The 17,911-nt window shown below is 66.1% G+C and carries 13 protein-coding genes; 6 read left to right on the top strand and 7 right to left on the bottom strand.

Features of this window, described 5'->3' with window-relative positions:
• Nucleotides 1-35: 35 nt before the first annotated feature.
• The 6 genes from ACMUOY_RS01110 to ACMUOY_RS01085 form a co-directional block, all read right to left on the bottom strand.
• Nucleotides 36-1,493: an MBL fold metallo-hydrolase gene (locus tag ACMUOY_RS01110; RefSeq protein WP_413890194.1), complete on the bottom strand. Its 1,458-nt coding sequence runs from the start codon at nt 1,491-1,493 to the stop codon at nt 36-38.
• A 295-nt stretch (nt 1,494-1,788) separates the two neighbouring features.
• Complete coding sequence (locus tag ACMUOY_RS01105) at nt 1,789-2,664, bottom strand: hypothetical protein (protein WP_413890192.1); 876 nt, start codon at nt 2,662-2,664, stop codon at nt 1,789-1,791.
• Nucleotides 2,665-2,733: 69 nt separating this feature from the next.
• Complete coding sequence (locus ACMUOY_RS01100; RefSeq protein ID WP_413890190.1) at nt 2,734-3,600, bottom strand: hypothetical protein; 867 nt, start codon at nt 3,598-3,600, stop codon at nt 2,734-2,736.
• Between the two features lie 380 nt (nt 3,601-3,980).
• A complete protein-coding gene (locus ACMUOY_RS01095) occupies nt 3,981-4,847 on the bottom strand; it encodes a hypothetical protein (protein WP_413890188.1) in 867 nt (288 codons plus the stop codon).
• A gap of 174 nt (nt 4,848-5,021) precedes the next feature.
• The gene (locus tag ACMUOY_RS01090) at nt 5,022-6,203 is read right to left on the bottom strand and encodes a sensor histidine kinase (protein WP_413890186.1); all 1,182 of its coding nucleotides are present in this window, start codon (nt 6,201-6,203) and stop codon (nt 5,022-5,024) included.
• Entirely contained in the window at nt 6,200-10,135 is a 3,936-nt protein-coding gene (locus tag ACMUOY_RS01085) for a response regulator (RefSeq protein WP_413890184.1), read from the bottom strand. The genes ACMUOY_RS01090 and ACMUOY_RS01085 overlap by 4 nt, the downstream gene beginning before the upstream one ends.
• A 392-nt stretch (nt 10,136-10,527) precedes the next feature.
• Between ACMUOY_RS01085 and ACMUOY_RS01080 the strand changes: the two genes are divergently transcribed.
• The 6 genes from ACMUOY_RS01080 to ACMUOY_RS01055 all read left to right on the top strand — a co-directional run bounded on the left by ACMUOY_RS01080 (nt 10,528) and on the right by ACMUOY_RS01055 (nt 16,858).
• Nucleotides 10,528-11,766 (top strand): 3-methyl-2-oxobutanoate dehydrogenase (2-methylpropanoyl-transferring) subunit alpha, encoded by a 1,239-nt coding sequence (locus tag ACMUOY_RS01080; RefSeq protein ID WP_413890182.1) that lies wholly within the window; start codon nt 10,528-10,530, stop codon nt 11,764-11,766.
• Entirely contained in the window at nt 11,763-12,806 is a 1,044-nt protein-coding gene (locus ACMUOY_RS01075) for an alpha-ketoacid dehydrogenase subunit beta (protein WP_413890180.1), read from the top strand. Before ACMUOY_RS01080 ends, ACMUOY_RS01075 begins: the two co-directional genes overlap by 4 nt.
• A complete protein-coding gene (locus ACMUOY_RS01070) occupies nt 12,806-14,167 on the top strand; it encodes a dihydrolipoamide acetyltransferase family protein (protein WP_413890178.1) in 1,362 nt (453 codons plus the stop codon). Before ACMUOY_RS01075 ends, ACMUOY_RS01070 begins: the two co-directional genes overlap by 1 nt.
• Before the next feature lie 180 nt (nt 14,168-14,347).
• Complete coding sequence (locus tag ACMUOY_RS01065) at nt 14,348-15,202, top strand: ZIP family metal transporter (RefSeq protein ID WP_413890176.1); 855 nt, start codon at nt 14,348-14,350, stop codon at nt 15,200-15,202.
• Nucleotides 15,203-15,355: 153 nt separating this feature from the next.
• A complete protein-coding gene (locus ACMUOY_RS01060) occupies nt 15,356-15,940 on the top strand; it encodes a cupin domain-containing protein (RefSeq protein WP_413890174.1) in 585 nt (194 codons plus the stop codon).
• Between the two features lie 237 nt (nt 15,941-16,177).
• Nucleotides 16,178-16,858 carry an SDR family oxidoreductase gene (locus ACMUOY_RS01055; RefSeq protein WP_413890172.1) on the top strand — a complete coding sequence of 227 codons (681 nt, stop codon included), beginning with the start codon at nt 16,178-16,180 and terminating at the stop codon, nt 16,856-16,858.
• 24 nt (nt 16,859-16,882) lie between these two features.
• Here ACMUOY_RS01055 and ACMUOY_RS01050 read toward each other — a convergent pair whose 3' ends face one another.
• The gene (locus tag ACMUOY_RS01050; protein WP_413890170.1) at nt 16,883-17,857 is read right to left on the bottom strand and encodes an NADPH:quinone oxidoreductase family protein; all 975 of its coding nucleotides are present in this window, start codon (nt 17,855-17,857) and stop codon (nt 16,883-16,885) included.
• Nucleotides 17,858-17,911: the final 54 nt, after the last annotated feature.

Below are 17,911 nucleotides of genomic sequence, written 5' to 3'. Positions count from 1 at the left end.
ATCGCCGCCGCTGGGCATGTGCCCCCGGTCGCGGCCTATTCAGACTTGTAGGGCGGCGGATAGGGCGTGACGCAGCTCAAATCCTCCTGATCGTAGAAGCACGGTGGAATGACGTGGGCCAGCAGCCATGGATCGAACTGCGCCAGCGGCGCCATCGGTGCGTAGGGATTCACGGGACGCTTGTCCTTGTATTTCGGATCGTCGGTGTAGCCGCTGCGCGGGTCGGCCGGCGGTGGGTTCCAGGCGTAGTCCGAGACGATCGCTCGCATGGGCGTGACGGCATCGCGCGTCACGTCAATCACCATGAAGTCGCTCGCGACCGTGAAGGGCCCCGAATACCAGGATCGAATGTCTGCCAGCGCTGGCACGATGGTGTCGTCCTCGGCCTGGAAGTGCGTTCCGACCGCCAGGCGCGGTGGCTTGCCGTTCTTGGCGATCTCGTTGAGGATATATCCCAGCGCCTTTTGGGGCGTGTGCGAATTTTCCTGCACGGCCCAGGAATTTTTCAGTGCGAGCTGGTACTGGACGTTGTTGGGATCGCTTTGGCCGGACAGCTTGGTGGCCCAGAACTGGGGTGGCACCACCATCTCGCTGATCAGCACGTCCACCGGGGTCGGCCCATTGCTGGCGTTCTCGATCAGGAAGCGGTTCGGCTTGGTGTCGCCGGTGAAGATCATCGACAGCCCCTTCCATTCCAGCTTGTAGCTGACCGAGCCTGCGCGGCCATGGATGGCCGGGAAATAGGAGACACGCACGCCATTGGCCTCGTAGGCCACCCACTGGCCAGACGGTGGCTTCGGAATTGACGGGCGCGTAGTCCAGGAGCGCGAGGTATCACCGTTCCTCCAGTTCAGTTCGGTGGCAAAGATGTCGTAGCCGTCGCCCTCTGAGTCCGTGTAGCGCGTCGGCACGAAGCTTTGTGACTCGGTGTGCCAGCGGTTCATTTCGCGGAAATGGTAGGCGAAGTTCAGCGTGCCATCGTCGTAATAGGTACCATCCACCGGGTCTTGCACACCCGATGCCGACGGGCCCCAGATGTACAGCGGTGACTTTGCATCGCCCTGCGGCCCGAAACAGTAAATGTGCGTCAGGTCGCTGGTATGGTCGCCATGCAGATGTGTGAAGAAAATCTTGCGCATCTTCGAATAGGCTATCTGCATCGTCGTGTATTTGATCGTGACACCTGCGCCGCAGTCGAAGACGAAACACTCGCCATTGCCCAGTTCGACAAACACGCTGCTGCACGACTGCGTGAGTCGCTCCAGCGGCGTGGTGCCAAGGAACGTGATGCGCATCATGTCGCCGACGACCGGTTTCGAGCCGAGTTTGTATTCGGGCAGGCTGGCGAACAGCGTGTTCTTTTCGGGCGAAAGCCCTGTGGCCGCGTTGGCCGAACTTCCCAGCCCGCAACCGCTCAACCCGCTGCCCAAGGCGACCGCACCGCCGGCCAAACCAGAAAGTTTCAAGAGATCGCGCTTGGAGAGGTCAACCATGATGCACACCTATGGGTTGTTTGAACCGATGCCCTTGCGGCGACGGCTGGTCGGACCCCGATCAGGGCGGCTCTATCGCCTGACCCTGAGCGCTTGCGACCTGGAAACCGAATCGCCCGCCAGACAATCATGGGGCACGGCCCTGCCGCGGGCAAGCTGCGGCAGTGGGCTATCCGCGCTGTCTTTGCCCGCCGTCAAGGCGGATTCAAATAGGAGGAGGGCGCCGATGATCACCGGCGGGTGCCATCCGGTGAGAGACCGTCACCGGGCGCCCTCAGGCCGCTGCGGCGTGTGGTCAGTGCGCGAGCTTCCACAGCGCCGAGAAGGAGCGCAGGTAGCGGTGGTACAGGAAGATTTCCCAATCGGGTGGTGTGGCCGTCCCTCTGAGCAGGTAATGCACACCGGCATTCAGGTCGGTCGGTGCGATCTGGATCAGGAGATCGCGGCCATCGACCGTGAACCGGTCGCCGTCTTCGTTGAACGCCTCGGACGGCAAGGCCGCCAGTTCGTCGCGCCGTCGGGTCGCGGTGCCAGCGTCCTGCCAGTCCCCCACACCGGTGACGAATTCGCCATCGACGATGTAGGCCAGCGAAGACTCGATCGTCTGGGCCTTGGTGCCCGCGAGCGTGAGGCGGGCCAGCCGCTGCCAGTTTCGCAAGGCGTCTGCGATCGCACTCTTCGAAGTGGCGGACGGGATCAGGTAGCGCAACAGATCCTGCAAGGCGTGGGACTGCCCGATGAACGAAGCCTGCCGTATGCCTGCCTTGACCACGGTGTACAGCTTGTCCTCGGTCGCCTCGGCCTTGGACAAATAGCCCTGGATGTCATACCGGTCCAGCACCGCACGTTCCGGGGCGATGCCGGGCTGACCCGTGCGCACGCAGATCTGCATGGTTCGGTTCTTCATCACCTCACGGATGTGGTCGCACAACTCGAGCCCGGCATGGTCGGTCTCCATCACCACGTCGATCAGCGCGACCGAGGCCATGCTGATGTCCGGCCGGCCCAGCGTCAGGCCGCTCAGCACCTCGATGGCCTGCGCCTTGCTGGTCGCGGTGTGCAGCCGGATCGGCAGGCCATACACCTTGAAATGCCGCATGGCGAGCCGGGAGACCTCCAGGACATCGGGCTCGTCGTCGACCAGGACGACGTGGAACTCGGACAGGTGCATGCGGGTCTCCTTTGACGATGGTGAATTCGGAATTGTGGCCTTGCGGCGGTGCGGTGCTTCCCCTGCGGGCTATTTTGAAAAATGCCAGTTGGACGCGATGGCCGACAGCGCGTTGTACATGACTTCGGGCACGAATTCCGGCACGCGAAACGTGGGGGTGGCCACGAGGTAAGCCTCGGCGACGTTCGGACGCGCGCCCACCTTGATCAGCAACTGGTGGTCATCGCCAATCACGTACTGGTCGCCCTGCAGCCCCAAGGGCACGCCAGGCAACTGCAGCAGGCGGTCTCGCGCCGCAAAGGCCGAAGCCGTGTCCCAGCCCACGATGGCCGCGATCTCCCCACCGAACATGCTGGCGATGCGGATGTTCGAATAGGACTCGATCGGGGCACCGGAACGCTCCTGAAAGGCCGCGTCGTAGAAGTTCTGGAGGGTCTTCGCCATCGCCGCGCGGGACCCGAATTCCGCCGCGATCTGGCGCACCATTGGAACGATGCCCAGCACGAAGGCCGACCAGTAGTACTGGCGCACGCCGCTCTTGATCATCGAATAAAGCTTGTCCTCCGTGGCTTCGGCCTTGGTGAAGTACCCGTTGATGTCGTAGCGGTCGATCACCGCGCGCTCCGGCGCAACGCCGGGTTGGCCGGTACGGATGAAGAGCTGGGTCAAGGGGTTTTTCCGCTCCTCCCGCACGAAGCGGCAGAGGTCCAGACCGGCGGTATCCGTCTCCATCACCACGTCGATCAGAGCCACGGCCAGCGACGGCAGCAGGTCCGCCTTGGTGTTGAACAGCTCAACCGCCTCGGCCATGCTCCCGCAGGTGTGGATTTTCAGCGGAACCCCGTAGACCTTGACGCTGCGCAACGCCAACTTCGAGACGGCAAGCACGTCGGGGTCGTCATCGACGACGAGAACTTCCCATTCCTTTTGAAACATGTCTTGCTCCGTGATGATGTGGTGAAGATCAACTGGGCCAGCGGGTGAGGTTTCGCCCGTCCGTGAGGGCCCGGTTTCGCTCCCGCGCAGTCTATTGGTCCGAAGAATACAGGTTGTTGGTGTCTTCCCTAGGTGAATGGCGCACGAACCGCTCGGGTGGGTGAGGGACACCCAGACGAGTTCACCCGCCGTGGAGCACGTACCCTGCGTTGGTTCCTGCGGGTCAGGTGCGTGGGGTACTTCCGCGCTGCCGCCGGTAGCAGCGCCTCACCAGGCATGGAATTTCAGGGATGCCGGATTCGTCGTTCAAAAGAAACCCGAGGAATTCTGGTCGATGCGTGTTTGGCTTCTGTCCGTTTGCGGGTGGACGGGCGTTTGAACTAGCTGGAAGAATTCCAGTTGGCCGCATGCGAGCAGATGGAGTAATAGACCACTTCAGGCACGAAATCCGGTACCCGAAACGTGGGCGTCGAGACCAGGCAAGCCGCCGCGATGCCTGGACGTGCGCAGACCTTGACGAGCAACTGATTGTTTTCGTCAATCACGTACTTGTCGCCGGGCTCGCCGATGGGTACACCTTCGAGTTTGTCCAGGCGGTCGCGCGCCTCAAGCGCTGCCTCTTGATTCCAGCCGTAGGAAGCCGCAACCTCGTCACCGAAGATGCAGGCGACATTCACATTGGTGTAGGAACCCACGGGCTCACCAGTGCGCTCCAGGAAGGCTCGGTCGTAGTGGTCCTGGATGATGCTGGCGATCCGGGCGCGTGAGCCCACTGCAGCGGCGACTCGGCGCATCTCTCCCAGAACGCCCACCGCGAAAAACGACCAGTAAAACTGTCGAATGCCACTCTTGACCATGGAGTAGATCTTGTCCTCCGTGGCCTCGGCCTTGGTGAAGTAGCCATTGACGTCATAGCGATCGATCACAGAACGCTCCGGCGCCGTGCCGGGCTGACCGGTCCTGATGAACAGCTGGGTCAACTGATTCTTGCGTTCCTCGCGCACGTACCTGCACAGGTCCAGGCCCGCGGTGTCGGTCTCCATCACCACGTCGATCAAGGCGACAGCCAGCGCCGGCAGCAGATCGGCTTTGGTGTTGAACAACTCGATGGCTTCGGCCAGGCTCGCGCAAGTACGAACTTTCAAGGGAATGCCGTAGACCTTGATGCCCCGCATCGCCAGTTTGGTCACAGCCAGCACATCGGGGTCATCGTCGACGACCAGAACTTCAAACTCTTTCTGAAACATTTCAGACCCCTTTTCGTGTTGAGAATCAGGTTGCCTCAACCCTTGAAATGAACTCAGCGGAAGGCAAAGTGGAGGTGTGCTCACGCAGCGTATTGATCGAAGCGGGCAAAGCGTCTGGTGTCTTCCCTAGGCTTCTCCGGGAATCCGGTTCAGAGCTTTCGTCGTTCACGAGCACTACGCCGGAACCGTACGGGGCAGGTGCATGACCACAGTGGTTCCTTCACCCAAAGTCGAGGTGATGGCGATCGCTCCTTTCATGTGGGCCGTGACGATGGTGTGCACGATGGACATGCCCAGGCCGCTGCCTCCCTGGCCGCGCCCGGTGGTGAAGAACGGCTCGAAGATGCGCGGCAGGTTCTCGGGCGGGATGCCTTGGCCGAAGTCGCGCACCGTGATTTGGTAGCCGTCGGGCATGCCCGGCGGGTCAGCCGACAGCTCGATCTCCACCCGGCCGCCAACTCCTTCGGGGTAGGCATAGCGCTGCGCGTTGCTCAGCAGGTTCAGCAGCACCTGCGAGAGCGAACCGGGGTAGCCCGTCCACTCGCCGCGCGGTTGTGGCAAGTTGTTCGTGAACATGACTTGCATAGGCGACCGCCGGGCGGTGGCTCGAAACAGATTGACGGTTTCTTCGATGGTCTCGGCCAGGCTGGTTCTCTCGCGCACATCGGTGATCTGGTTCACCGAAACCTTCTTGAAATCCTGCACCAGCTTGTGGGCGCGGTGCGCGTTGCGGGTGATCAGCCCGGCCGCCTCGGCCAGGTCTTCGGCCATCATCTGGCCGTCCGCGGTCTTGGCCAGGGTCACCATGACCGGTTCGGCCAGCCAACGGGTCAGCAGGCTGGCAGCGGTGTTGATGACACCCAGCGGCGTGTTGATCTCGTGCGCCACGCCGGCCACCATCTGGGCCACGGACCGGTGGCGGGCGTTTTCGGACTCCGCGCGCACCAGCTGTTCGTTTTCCCGTCGCAGGCGGTGCATGGCCAGATGCGTGTGCACCCGCGCCAGCAGCTCGTGGGCGTGAAACGGCTTGGCCACGTAGTCCACTGCGCCGAGCTCGAAGCCACGCACGATGTCGCCCGTCTCGGACTTCGCGGTCAGGAAGATGATCGGGATGTCGCGCCACTGCGCCGAAGCCTTGATACGCGTGCAGGTCTCGAAACCGTCCATCTCCGGCATCATGACGTCCAGCAGGATCAGGTCCGGCCGCACCGCGGCCAGCACGTCGAGCGCCTGTCGGCCGTTGGTGGCGATGCTGATCGCGTAGCCTTTTTCCCGCAGGATGGCGGTGAGGGCCTGGATGTTGGCGGGGGCGTCCTCCACGATCAGAACGCGGCTGTCGGCGGGTGAGGCGTTCATGGCAGGGCAAGGTCCTTGTCTGCGGCGGCCTGGGCCAGCGTGGCGCGGGCTTCGGCAAAGGCGTAGCCCGTGATCTGGGCTTCGAAGGTAGGAAAACGATCCGGCGAGAGCAGGGCGCGAAACAGGTCCCGATGGGTGTCCAAGAGCTCGGTGGCGGCGGCGTCGAACCGGCCCAGCAGGCCTTGCATCTGGGCGGCCACAGCGGCCATCTGCTGCGGGTCCACCGCCTGGGCCGTGCCTGCATCGGCCACTGGGTCCGGGGGCAGGGCGGCACGCAGGCGCGCGACGAAGGCATCCAGGCTGGCTCGAAACGCTTCCTGGCAAGCGGCCACGGTCCGGACCTCGGCCCGCTCCCGCAAGGCCTGCTCCAGGTCGGCCGCGCGGGCCTGCACGCCTCGGGCGCCCAGATTGGCTGCCACCCCGTGCACGGTGTGGGCCAACCGTTCGGCGGCCGGCCCGTCGCCGGCGGCCAGTGCCCGCTCAATCTCATCCGGCATGAACGCCTGGGTCAGGAACTGACGCAGCAGCTTGCGGTAAAGCTCGCGGTTGCCGCCGATGCGCGCCAGCGCGTCCTCCACCGCCAGGCCCTCGATGGCCGGAATCGCTTCGCCATCGGCCGGCGGTGCCGCGCCGGGGGTCGCCGGACTCAGCGTTGGCGCGTAGTAGCGGCCCAGCGCGGCAAACAACAGTGCCGGATCGATCGGTTTCGCCACGTGGTCGTTCATGCCGGCGTCCAGGCAGCGCTGGCGTTCCTCGGTGGTCGCGTGGGCGGTCATGGCGATGATCGGCAGCTGTGCCAGGCGCGGCTCGGCGCGGATCCGGGCCGTGGCCTGGTAACCGTCCATCTCCGGCATCTGCAGGTCCATCAGCACCAGGTGGTAGTCCCCGCCGCCCAGCAGGCGGTCCACCGCCTGCCGCCCGTGGTGGGCAACTTCCACGGATGCACCGGCGCCCTCCAGCAGCTCCGTGGCAATCTGCTGGTTGATGTCGTTGTCCTCGACCAGCAGCACGCGCAAGCCCGGGAAACTCGGGCTCTGGGCTGGCTCGGCGTGCAGGGGTGCCTCTGGGGTCCCCGCGCCTACGACGTTGACCAGCGAGTCGACCAGCATGGACCGTGTCAACGGCTTCAGCAGGTAGCCGTCCAGCTGCAGGTGCTCGGCCTCGTCCCGGATCTCCTCGCGGCCGAAGGCTGTCACCAGCACGATGGCCGGCTGCTGGTGCATCGACTCGTCGCTGCGGATGAGGCGCGCGGCCTGAAGACCGTCCATGCCCGGCATGCGCCAGTCCATGTAGACCACGTCATAGGGCTGGCGTGCGTCCATGCGCCGGACTTCGGCCACTGCAGCCGGCCCGGAGCTGACCACGTCGACGCACTGCACCATGCCGCGCAAGGCCTCCTGAATGATCTCGCTGGCCGCAACGTTGTCGTCGGCCACCAGCACTCGCAGGCTGGCCAGGCCCTCGGGCACCACTGTGCCCGCCGCCTTCGGTTCCCCCACGCCAAACCAAGCCGTGAAGGAGACCGTCGTGCCCACGTCCGGCTCGCTCTCCAGCCCGATCTGCCCCTCCATCATCTCGACCAGGCGGCGGCAGATCGTCAGGCCCAGGCCGGTGCCGCCATGCTTGCGGGTCGTGGACATGTCGCCCTGCGTGAAGGGCTGGAACAGACGGTCGGCCTGCTCCCGCGTCATGCCGATGCCGGTGTCCTGCACCGAAAAGCGGAGCTGGCAGCGGTCGCCCGACGGCTCCAGCGCCTCCACCCGCAGCCGGATCTCCCCGTGCTCGGTGAACTTGACCGCATTGCTGACCAGGTTGGTGAGGATCTGCCCGAGGCGCAACGGATCACCCGCCAGGCATGGCGGCACCGAGGCTGGCAGGTGCGCCAGGAACTCCAGCCCCTTTTCATGCGCCTTCTGCCCCGTGACCGTGATGACCGAATCGATGACCTCGTCCAGACGGAACGCCGTGTTCTCGATGCTGAGCTTGCCGGCCTCGATCTTGGAGAAGTCCAGGATGTCGTTGATCACGGCCAGCAGCGAGGTGCCGGCGGTGTGGATCTTGGTCAGGTAATCGCGCTGCTTGGCGCTCAGCGGCGTGCGCAGCGCCAGGTGGGAGAGTCCGATGATCGCGTTCATCGGCGTGCGGATTTCGTGGCTCATGTTCGCCAGGAACATGGACTTCATCTGCGTGGCCTCTTCGGCCTTCTGCTTGGCGCCGGTCAGCGCCATTTCCAGCATCTTGAACTCGGTGATGTCCTGGGTGACGCCGAAGATATCGGTGGCCTCGCCCGCAGCGTTCTTGACCACATGGCCCAGCGCGTGGATCCAGACGACGCGCCCGTCCACCGGCCGTTTGTAGGCATAGGTCGAGTCGTACACCGGAATCGTCCCGGCGATCGCGGCGCTGAAGTGCTCCATGGTGGCCTTGGCGGCCTCTTCGTCGCCGGCAAAGACGTTCTGCGACCACTCGGCGATCTGGTAGCGGTGGCCCGGCGCCGGCAGGTCGCCGAAGATGCGGGCGGCACGCTCGGAGGAGTTGTACCAGCCGGTGCCGTCGAGCGGCACATGCCAGTAGCCCGCCTTGGTGAGGTCCAGCGCGCTGTCGGCCAGGAAGTTGATGTGGCGCAGCTCGGCCTCGCTGGCCTGCACCTGGTCCAGCAACTGGCGGGTGCGCAGGCTGCGTTGCAGCACATCGAGCTTGAGCGCCGCCATCGGGGCGACGTCGTCGAGCAAGCTGTTTTGCTCGGGGGTCAGCGCGCCAAAGATGGCGATCTCCAGCACCGCGGGCACGGTGTCATCGGTCAGCAAAGGCACGGCCACCAGAAGGCGCGGCGGCGCCTGACCCGGGGTCGAGCCGAGGTACAGGTTGCCATCTTGCGGGTCGGTGAGGCGGATGGTCCGGCGCTCGGCTGCCGCCTGCCCTGCCATACCTTCGCCGGCCGCAAACGCGGTCGCCGTCGGGCCGGCCTCCAGGCCGTAACCTCCGGCAAAGTGGTAGCGCCCGTCGGCCTCATCAAACAGATGAAAGGCGCCACGGCCGCCGCCCAGCAGCGGCATCAGCGACGACAGCAGTGGGCCGCCCATCTCCGTGGGCTGCTCGATGCCCAGCAGGCCATCGGCAATCTCCGCCAGGCTGGTCTTGACCCAGCGCTGGCGGTCGGCCTCGGCCACGGTCAGCCGGTATTGCTCGATCGAGCGCGCCAGCTCGCCGATTTCTGAGGTGTCCTTCTGGTGCCCGATGGCCGCGCCGTCCTGGCGCGCGATGAGTGCCCTGAGGCTGGCATCGATGTCCACCAGGGGATTCACGACGCGCCGCTGGTAGAACAGCACCAGCACGGCCAGGACGATGGCCGCACTGACCAGGAGTGCCAGCAAGGCCAGGTCGTTGAGGACCTTCCCGCGCTGGGCCAGTTCGGCGGCGTTGTCGGCCAGCCGCTGCTCCAGCTGGCGCCGGGCCTCGGCGATCGGTTCCATGACGGCGTTCTTCGCGGCACCGTACTCGGGGCCATACACGATGCGGATGGCCTCGCCCAGCTTGCCCGCGTCGACCGCGGCAATGGCCTGCTGGTCCAGCCCGGCAAGCCGCTCGGTCTGGTGCCGGGCACGCGCCAGCAGCGCCAACTCGTCATCGGTGAACCCCATCCGGCGCAGGCCGTCCACCGACAACTCCTGCTTGCGCTCGGCCTGCAAGGCCTGCAGAAGGCTGTCGTAATGGCGCCGATCCGCGGTGGTGGCAAAGGCGCGCACCGCGTCGGTCATGCGATCACTGGCGGCGACCAGCCGGTCGGTGTGGGCGAGCATCGCCAGGCGGGCTTCGTAGGCCCCGCGCGAGACGATCCAGGATTGCCGTGCCACCAGCAGGCAGACGAATGCAATCAATGACACCAGGACGATCGCCGCGGTGGTGACCTGGCTGGCGCGCCGGATTTTCACGGTGGCCCGCCCGCACCCCGGCCCGACACGGGGGAGAAGAACGCAACGGTCGGGGTCAGCATGAATTCAGTTTATCGCGAGGCTTGACCTCGTCAAGGCGCTTGCGGCCGGCCTTGGCGTTCGCCCAACCCCGGCAACGACCAGCCCTTGCGGCTTCCGGCATTCAAGGAGGCCTGGGCCGTGGCCTTGGGGATGCCGTGGGGCCATCTCAACGATCACTTTCAGATCAAATCAACCAGAACCCGGCGTCGACGGGTCATCAGGCGCTATCAAGTCAAGAGTCTTGCGGACCCACATCCCCACTGTCCGCGCACGCCGGGGTGTGGCAACGCCATTGCCCTGGGCGCGGTTCAGTGCCATGCTTGCGCCTGCCTTTGCGAGGAGACCTGTCCATGAAATCCCATCAACCCTTGCGCCTGCACGTGCCGGAGCCCTCGGCCCGGCCTGGCCATGAGACCAATTTCGCCTACCTGCATCTGGCGCCGGCCGGCGCGGCCCGTTGCCCGCCGCTGGACGTCAAGCCGGCGCAGACCAGCGACCTGGCCTTTAACCTGGTGCGGGTGCTCGACGACGAGGGCCAGGCCGTCGGCCCTTGGGCGCCGAAGCTGGAGCCAGCTCTGCTGCGCAAGGGTCTGCGCGCCATGCTCAAGACGCGCGTGTTCGACGCCCGCATGCTGATCGCGCAGCGGCAGAAGAAACTGTCCTTCTACATGCAGAGCCTGGGCGAGGAGGCCATCGGCGCCGCCCATGCGCTGGCGCTGGCCGCAGGCGACATGTGTTTCCCCACCTACCGCCAGCAAAGCCTGCTGATGGCGCGTGAGGTGCCGCTGGTCGGGCTGATCTGCCAGCTGATGTCGAACTCGCACGACCCGCTCAAGGGCCGGCAGCTGCCGGTGATGTATTCGATGCGCGACGCCGGCTTCTTCTCGATCTCGGGCAACCTGGCCACGCAGTTCATCCAGGCGGTGGGCTGGGCCATGGCCTCGGCGATCAAGGGCGACACGAAGATCGCCTCGGCCTGGATCGGCGACGGCGCCACCGCCGAGGCCGATTTCCACACCGCGCTGACCTTCGCCCATGTCTACCGCGCGCCGGTGATCCTGAATGTGGTGAACAACCAGTGGGCCATCTCCACCTTCCAGGCGATTGCCGGGGGGGAGGGAACGACGTTTGCGGCGCGCGGCATCGGCTGCGGCATCCCCTCGCTGCGGGTGGATGGCAACGACTTCCTGGCGGTTTATGCGGCCTCCACCTGGGCTGCCGAGCGCGCGCGCAGCAACCACGGGCCGACGCTGATCGAGTGGGTGACCTACCGCGCCGGGCCGCATTCGACTTCGGACGACCCGAGCAAATACCGGCCCGCCGACGACTGGGCGCATTTCCCGCTGGGCGACCCGATTGCGCGGCTCAAGCAGCACCTGATCCGCGAAAAGCTTTGGTCCGAGGAAGAGCACACAAAGCTTCAGGCGGAGCTGGAGGCCGAGGTGGCCGCGGCCCAGAAAGAGGCGGAGTCCTACGGCACGCTGCTCGACGGCCACATTCCCAGCGCGGCCTCAATGTTCGAGGACGTCTACAAGGACATGCCCGCGCACCTGCGTGGGCAGCTGGCGGAACTGGAGGCACGCTCATGAAGACACAGGCGAACGAAGGCGCGAAGACCACGCCGATGAGCATGATTCAGGCCCTGCGCTCGGCCATGGACGTGATGCTGGAGCGCGACCCCAACGTGGTGATCTTCGGCCAGGACGTGGGCTACTTCGGCGGGGTGTTCCGCTGCACCGAGGGCCTGCAGAAAAAATACGGCAAATCGCGGGTGTTCGATGCGCCGATTTCCGAGGGCGGCATCGTGGGCGCTGCGGTGGGCATGGGCGCCTACGGCCTGCGCCCGGTGCCGGAGATCCAGTTTGCCGACTATTTCTACCCGGCGTCGGACCAGATCGTCTCAGAGGCGGCGCGGCTGCGCTACCGCTCGGCCGGCGAGTTCACCGCGCCCATCACCATCCGCATGCCCTGCGGCGGCGGCATCTACGGCGGGCAGACGCACAGCCAGAGCCCGGAGGCGCTGTTCACCCAGGTCTGCGGCCTGCGCACGGTGATGCCGTCCAACCCCTATGACGCCAAGGGGCTGCTGATCGCGGCTATCGAGAACGACGACCCGGTGATCTTCCTGGAGCCCAAGCGCCTGTACAACGGGCCGTTCGACGGCCACCACGAGAGCCCGGTCGTGCCCTGGTCGCAGCACGCCTTGGGTGAAGTGCCCGAGGGCTACTACACGGTGCCGCTGGAGTCGGCCTCGGTGTTTCGCGCCGGCAGCCAGCTCACCGTGCTGGCCTACGGCACCATGGTGTTCGTGGCCGAGGCGGCCGCGCGCGAGACCGGCATCGACGCCGAGATCATCGATCTGCGCTCCCTGTGGCCGCTGGACCTGGACACGATCGTCGCTTCGGTCAAAAAGACCCGGCGCTGCGTGGTGGTGCACGAGGCCACGCGCACCTGCGGCTTTGGCGCGGAGCTGCTGTCGCTGGTGCAGGAGCACTGCTTCTACCATCTGGAGGCGCCGATCGAGCGCGTCACCGGCTGGGACACACCCTATCCGCACGCCCAGGAGTGGCTGTATTTCCCCGGCCCCGCCCGCGTGGGCGCGGCCTTTCTTCGCGCCATGGAGGCATGATGGGCACGTACATCATCAAGACGCCGGACATCGGCGAAGGCATTGCCGAGGTGGAACTGGTCGCCTGGCATGTGAAGGAGGGCGACACCGTGGTCGCCGACCAGGTGCTGGCCGACGTGATGACGGACAAGGCCACGGTGGAAATTCCCTCGCCCGTGGCGGGCCGGGTGCTGACGCTGGGCGGGAGCATCGGGCGGGCCGTGGCCGTGGGTTCCGAGCTGATCCGCCTCGAAGTGGAGGGCGAAGGCAACCTGAAGGCGGGTGCCGCACCGGCCGCTGGAACCGCTCGCCCCGCAGCCCAACCGGCCCAACTGCCCGCCGTCCCGGTTCGTCCGACCTTTGCGGTGCCGCCTCCGCTCGATGCCGGCGAGCGCGTGCGGCAGGCCATCGAGGCGGCAGCTGCGGCGCGAGTCACGCAAGGCAACGCCTTCGAGCGCCCGATCGCTTCACCCGCCGTGCGCCGGCGCGCCTGGGAACTGGGCATCCCGCTGGAGCGGGTGCGTGCGACCGGTCCGGCCGGGCGGATCGTGCAGGCGGACCTGGACGCCCATGCCCGCGCCCACCCTGGCTTGGCGCCACCCGTGCCCGCACGCGAGGCGTCCGGTGCGCCCGTGAAGGCGGTGGTGGCGGTGCCGGTTCGGGTCAACAGGTTTGAAGAAATCAACACCACCGAAACCATCCCCGTGATCGGCCTGCGCCGCAAGATAGCGATCAAGATGCAGGACGCCAAGCGCCGCATCCCGCATTTCAGCTACGTGGAGGAAATCGACGTCACCGAACTGGAAGCCTTGCGCCGGCAGCTCAATGCGCGCTGGGAAGGCCAGCGAGCGCGCCTCACGCTGTTGCCCCTGCTGGTGCGCGCCATGGTGCTGGCGGTGCGGAAGTTTCCGCAGATCAACGCCCGCTTCGACGACGAGGTGGGCGTCGTCACGCGCCACGGGGCGGTGCACCTGGGCATTGCGACCCAGACCGGCAACGGCCTGATGGTTCCGGTGCTGCGCCACGCCGAGGCGCTGGACCTCTGGGCCTGCGCCAGCGAGATCGCCCGCGTGGCCGAGGCGGCGCGCGCCGGCAAGGCCACCCGCGAGGAACTCAGCGGCTCGACGATCACGCTGACCAGCCTGGGCGCCCTGGGCGGCATCGCCAACACGCCCATCATCAACCACCCTGAGGTGGCCATCGTCGGCGTCAACCGCATGGTCGAGCGCCCGGTGGTGCGGGGCGGCGCTATCGTGGTGCGCCAGATGATGAACCTGTCGTCCTCGTTCGACCATCGCGTGGTCGATGGCGCGGATGCGGCGGCCTTCATCCAGGCGGTGCGCGGCATGCTGGAGGCACCGGGCCTGCTGTTCGTGGAATAGCGCGATGCGCCGCCCGCGTGGCGAGCGCTTGACACGCTTGCTAAGATGAATCCGCCTTGGGCGCCCACAACGGGCACTCGCGGCGTCCCCGATCGGCCCGACCGACCTCCCGGGCCGCCTTTTTTGCTGAAAATCTGAAAAAATTGGCTACATCCCAGCGTGGAATGGTCATATTTAGCTATGTTATTGGTAGCGATCTGGATCGGCACCCTGGCCGCCGGCATCGGCAGCGTCTGGATTGCCGCGGCCCTGAGCTTTGGCGCATTGGCGCGCTACACCCAGCACATGCTGAGTCTGGCCGCGGGCGCCTTGCTGGCCACCGCCTTCCTGCACCTGCTGCCCGAGGCGTTCGAGAGCCAGGCCGGTGCCCACGACCTGTTCCTCACTCTGCTGGTGGGGCTGGTGTTCTTTTTCCTGCTGGACAAGGCCGAGTTGTGGCACCACGGCCACGAACACCACCACGAGGTGGCGGCCGCAGCGCCGCATCACCACGCCCATGAGCACCCGCAAAGCCACGCGCATGCCCACGGGCACGCCCTGGCCCACGATCCCGCTCATGCCCATGCCCATGCCCATGCCCACAAGCCGGGCAGCTGGGCCGTACTCACCGGTGACAGCGTGCATTGTTTCGGCGACGGCATCCTGATCGCCTCGGCCTTCATGGCCGACCTGCGCCTGGGCGTGATCGCCTCCCTGGCGGTGCTGGCGCACGAGGTGCCGCACCACATGGGCGATCTGGTCGTGCTGCGCGGCGGCAGCGGCAACCGGCGCATGGCGTTGGTCAAGGTGTCGCTGGCCGGCGCGGTGACCGCTCTGGGCGGCACGCTGGGCTATTTCCTGGTGGAGCGACTGCAGGACTGCCTGCCGTATTTTCTGGCGGTGGCCAGCAGCAGCTTCATCTACGTCGCGCTGGCCGACCTGATCCCGCAGCTGCAAAAACGCCTGTCCGCGCGGGAGACCATCGCGCAGATTGCCTGGCTGGGAGCGGGCATCGCGCTGGTCACGCTGGTCAGCGGACTGGCGCACGGGCATTGAATCGGGTTCACCATCGCCCGCTTGCCCATTACCCCGTGTGAGCCCATGTGGACACAGGCGGCCTTGAGTTCGCTCATGGGCATGGCGCGATCGATCACCGCCTTGGGCATTTGCTGAGGGTGCCGCCGGGCCAGTTCCAACATCATCGCGGCGTTGATCTGGCTCAAATCGACGTCAAAACGGCCGGGTAAGCTGGGAACGGCAGAAGGAGGACCGGCGTCGATGCCGCGAATGGCTGGCGCATCGTGCAGCATCATTCGTGGTCGCCTCCGGCCGGTCCCTGATTCGATCGCACTCGAAGGAAAAGGTGAAACCATGACACACACTTCCCGCAAACTTGGCGCTGTGTTCGCCGTCACGCTTGCTGTCCTCGTGACCGTGTTGGCATCCCCGGTCGCATGGGCTCAAGCCAGTGGAATGTCGGCCAAGCCGCTTCTTCGCACCAGCCTGAGCGACGACACCTCGAAGGACACCGTCATGCTGGCGGTTGAGATCGCCGCGGGCGGCACCACCGGACGCCATTTCCATCATGGCGATGAATATGCGTTTGTCCTGCAGGGCACCCTTGAACTGGTTGCCGAGGGACGCGAAACCCGGCGCGTCACGGTTGGCGACGCCTTCCATAACCCGAGAGGATTGATCCATGAGGCGAAGAATGCAGGCGACACCCCGGTCCGTCTGCACATCGTCTTTGTGGTTGACAAGGGCAAGCCCATCATCGAGCCCGTCGCCAAGTGACCTTGACGGGAGAGGGCGATTGAATCGGTGCTCGGGGGGTGCCCGCAGGCTGCAGCGCGGCGATTGGCCCGCTACCAGCAGCCGGTGCGCTTCAGTCTCGCGGCCAGGTCACCCTGGAACACGCCGACGATGAAGACGCCCTGGTGTCGTGCCGGGAGGACTCGACCCAAGGCCGCGTTGACTGCCTGAAGCGGTCCGGAGCACACTCCGGCCAACCCATTCTTCAGGAGACGGATCGTGCAGAACGCTTTGACTGGCAAGCGGGTGCTCATCACCCAGGCCACCGAGTTCATGGGCCCCATGCTGTGCGAGGTGTTTGCCGAGCAGGGAGCGGAGGTGGTGGCCAGCGCAGCCGACCTCAGCCAGCCCGGCGCGGCCCGCCGGGTGGTGGAGGAGGCCGGGCCCATCGACGTGCTGGTGGCCAATCTGGCCATCCGGGCACCCACGACGGCGGCGGTGGAGGTGAGTGAGGCCGAATGGCGCGCCGTGTTTGCCGCGCTGGTGGACCCGCTGCCGCATCTGGTCGGGGCTGCTGCACCCGCCATGATCCAGCGGCGCGCGGGCAAGATCCTGGTGATGGGCAGCGCATCGGCCCTGCGCGGCATGAAGCGCGCCTCCACCTACAGCGCGGCGCGCGGCGCGCAGCTGGCCTATGCGCAGGCGGTAGGCGTGGAGCTGGCGCCGCACAAGGTCCAGCTCAATGCCATCGCCCAGAACTTCGTGGACAACCCCACCTACTTCCCGGTCGAGGTGCAGGCCAATCCGCGGTTCCAGGAACGGCTGGCCCGCGAGGTGCCACTGGGTCGCCTGGTCGGCGCGCGCGAAGACGCCCAGTTCGCCGCCTACCTGTGCAGCAGCGCGGCCGACTGTTTTGTCGGCCAGGTGTTCCCGGTGTGTGGGGGCTGGGTCGCCCGGTAAGCGCGCCCAGTCGTCGGGCCCCCCTCAGTTCACCATCACCAGCTTGCCCATCACGCCGCGTGAGCCCATGTGGGCAAAGGCGGCCTTGAGTTCGCTCATGGGCATGGCGCGGTCGATCACGGGTTTGATCTTGCCCTGGGCGTACCACTGGGCCAGCTCGGCCATCATGGCGGCGTTGGCCTTGGGTTCGCGGCGGGCGAAGTCGCCCCAGAACACGCCGACGATGGACGCGCCCTTGAGCAGCGCCAGGTTCAGCGGCAGCGAGGGGATCGGGCCTGCGGCGAAGCCCACCACCAGGTAGCGCCCGCGCCAGGCAATGCCGCGGAAGGCGGGCTCGGCAAAGTCGCCGCCCACCGGGTCGTAGATCACGTCCGGTCCCTTGCCGTCGGTCAGCGCCTTGAGCGCGTCGCGCAGGTTTTCTTTGCTGTAGTTGATGGTGGCGTCGGCGCCCAGGGTCTTGCACAGCGCGCACTTCTCGTCGGTGGAGGCGGCGGCAATCACCTTGGCGCCCATGGCCTTGGCGATCTGGATCGCGGCGGTGCCCACGCCGCCAGCAGCGCCCAGCACCAGCACGGTTTCGCCAGCCTTGAGCTGGGCCCGGTCCACCAGCGCGTGGTGGCTGGTGGCGTAGATCATGATGAAGGCGGCGGCATCCACGTGCGAGAAGCCGGGCGGTAGCGGCATGCACAGCGCGGCCGGGGCGATGGTGTGGGTGCCGAAGCCGCCGGTGCCCGACAGGCAGGCGACGTTCTGGCCCACCTTCAGGTTCGTCACGCCTTCACCCACCGCTGCGACCACGCCGGCGTATTCGGAGCCCGGCACAAAGGGCAGGGGCGGCTTCATCTGGTATTTGTTCTGCACGATCAGCAGATCGGGGAAGTTCAGGCTGGCGGCCTTGATCTCGATGAGCACCTCGCCGGCCTTGGGCGCGGGGGTGGGCAGTTCTTTCCAGGTCAGGGCATCGACGCCCACGGGGTTTTCACAAAGCCAGGCATGCACGGGGAGGTCTCCTTCAGAACAAGAGCGCGATCATAGGGGGCCGGGGCGCCCGGC

Origin of the sequence: Candidatus Skiveiella danica (genome assembly GCF_022705245.1) — a bacterium.
In the GTDB taxonomy this organism is placed as follows: Bacteria; Pseudomonadota; Gammaproteobacteria; order Burkholderiales; family Burkholderiaceae_C; genus Skiveiella; species Skiveiella danica.
This window is presented reverse-complemented; position numbering and strand designations above follow the sequence as displayed.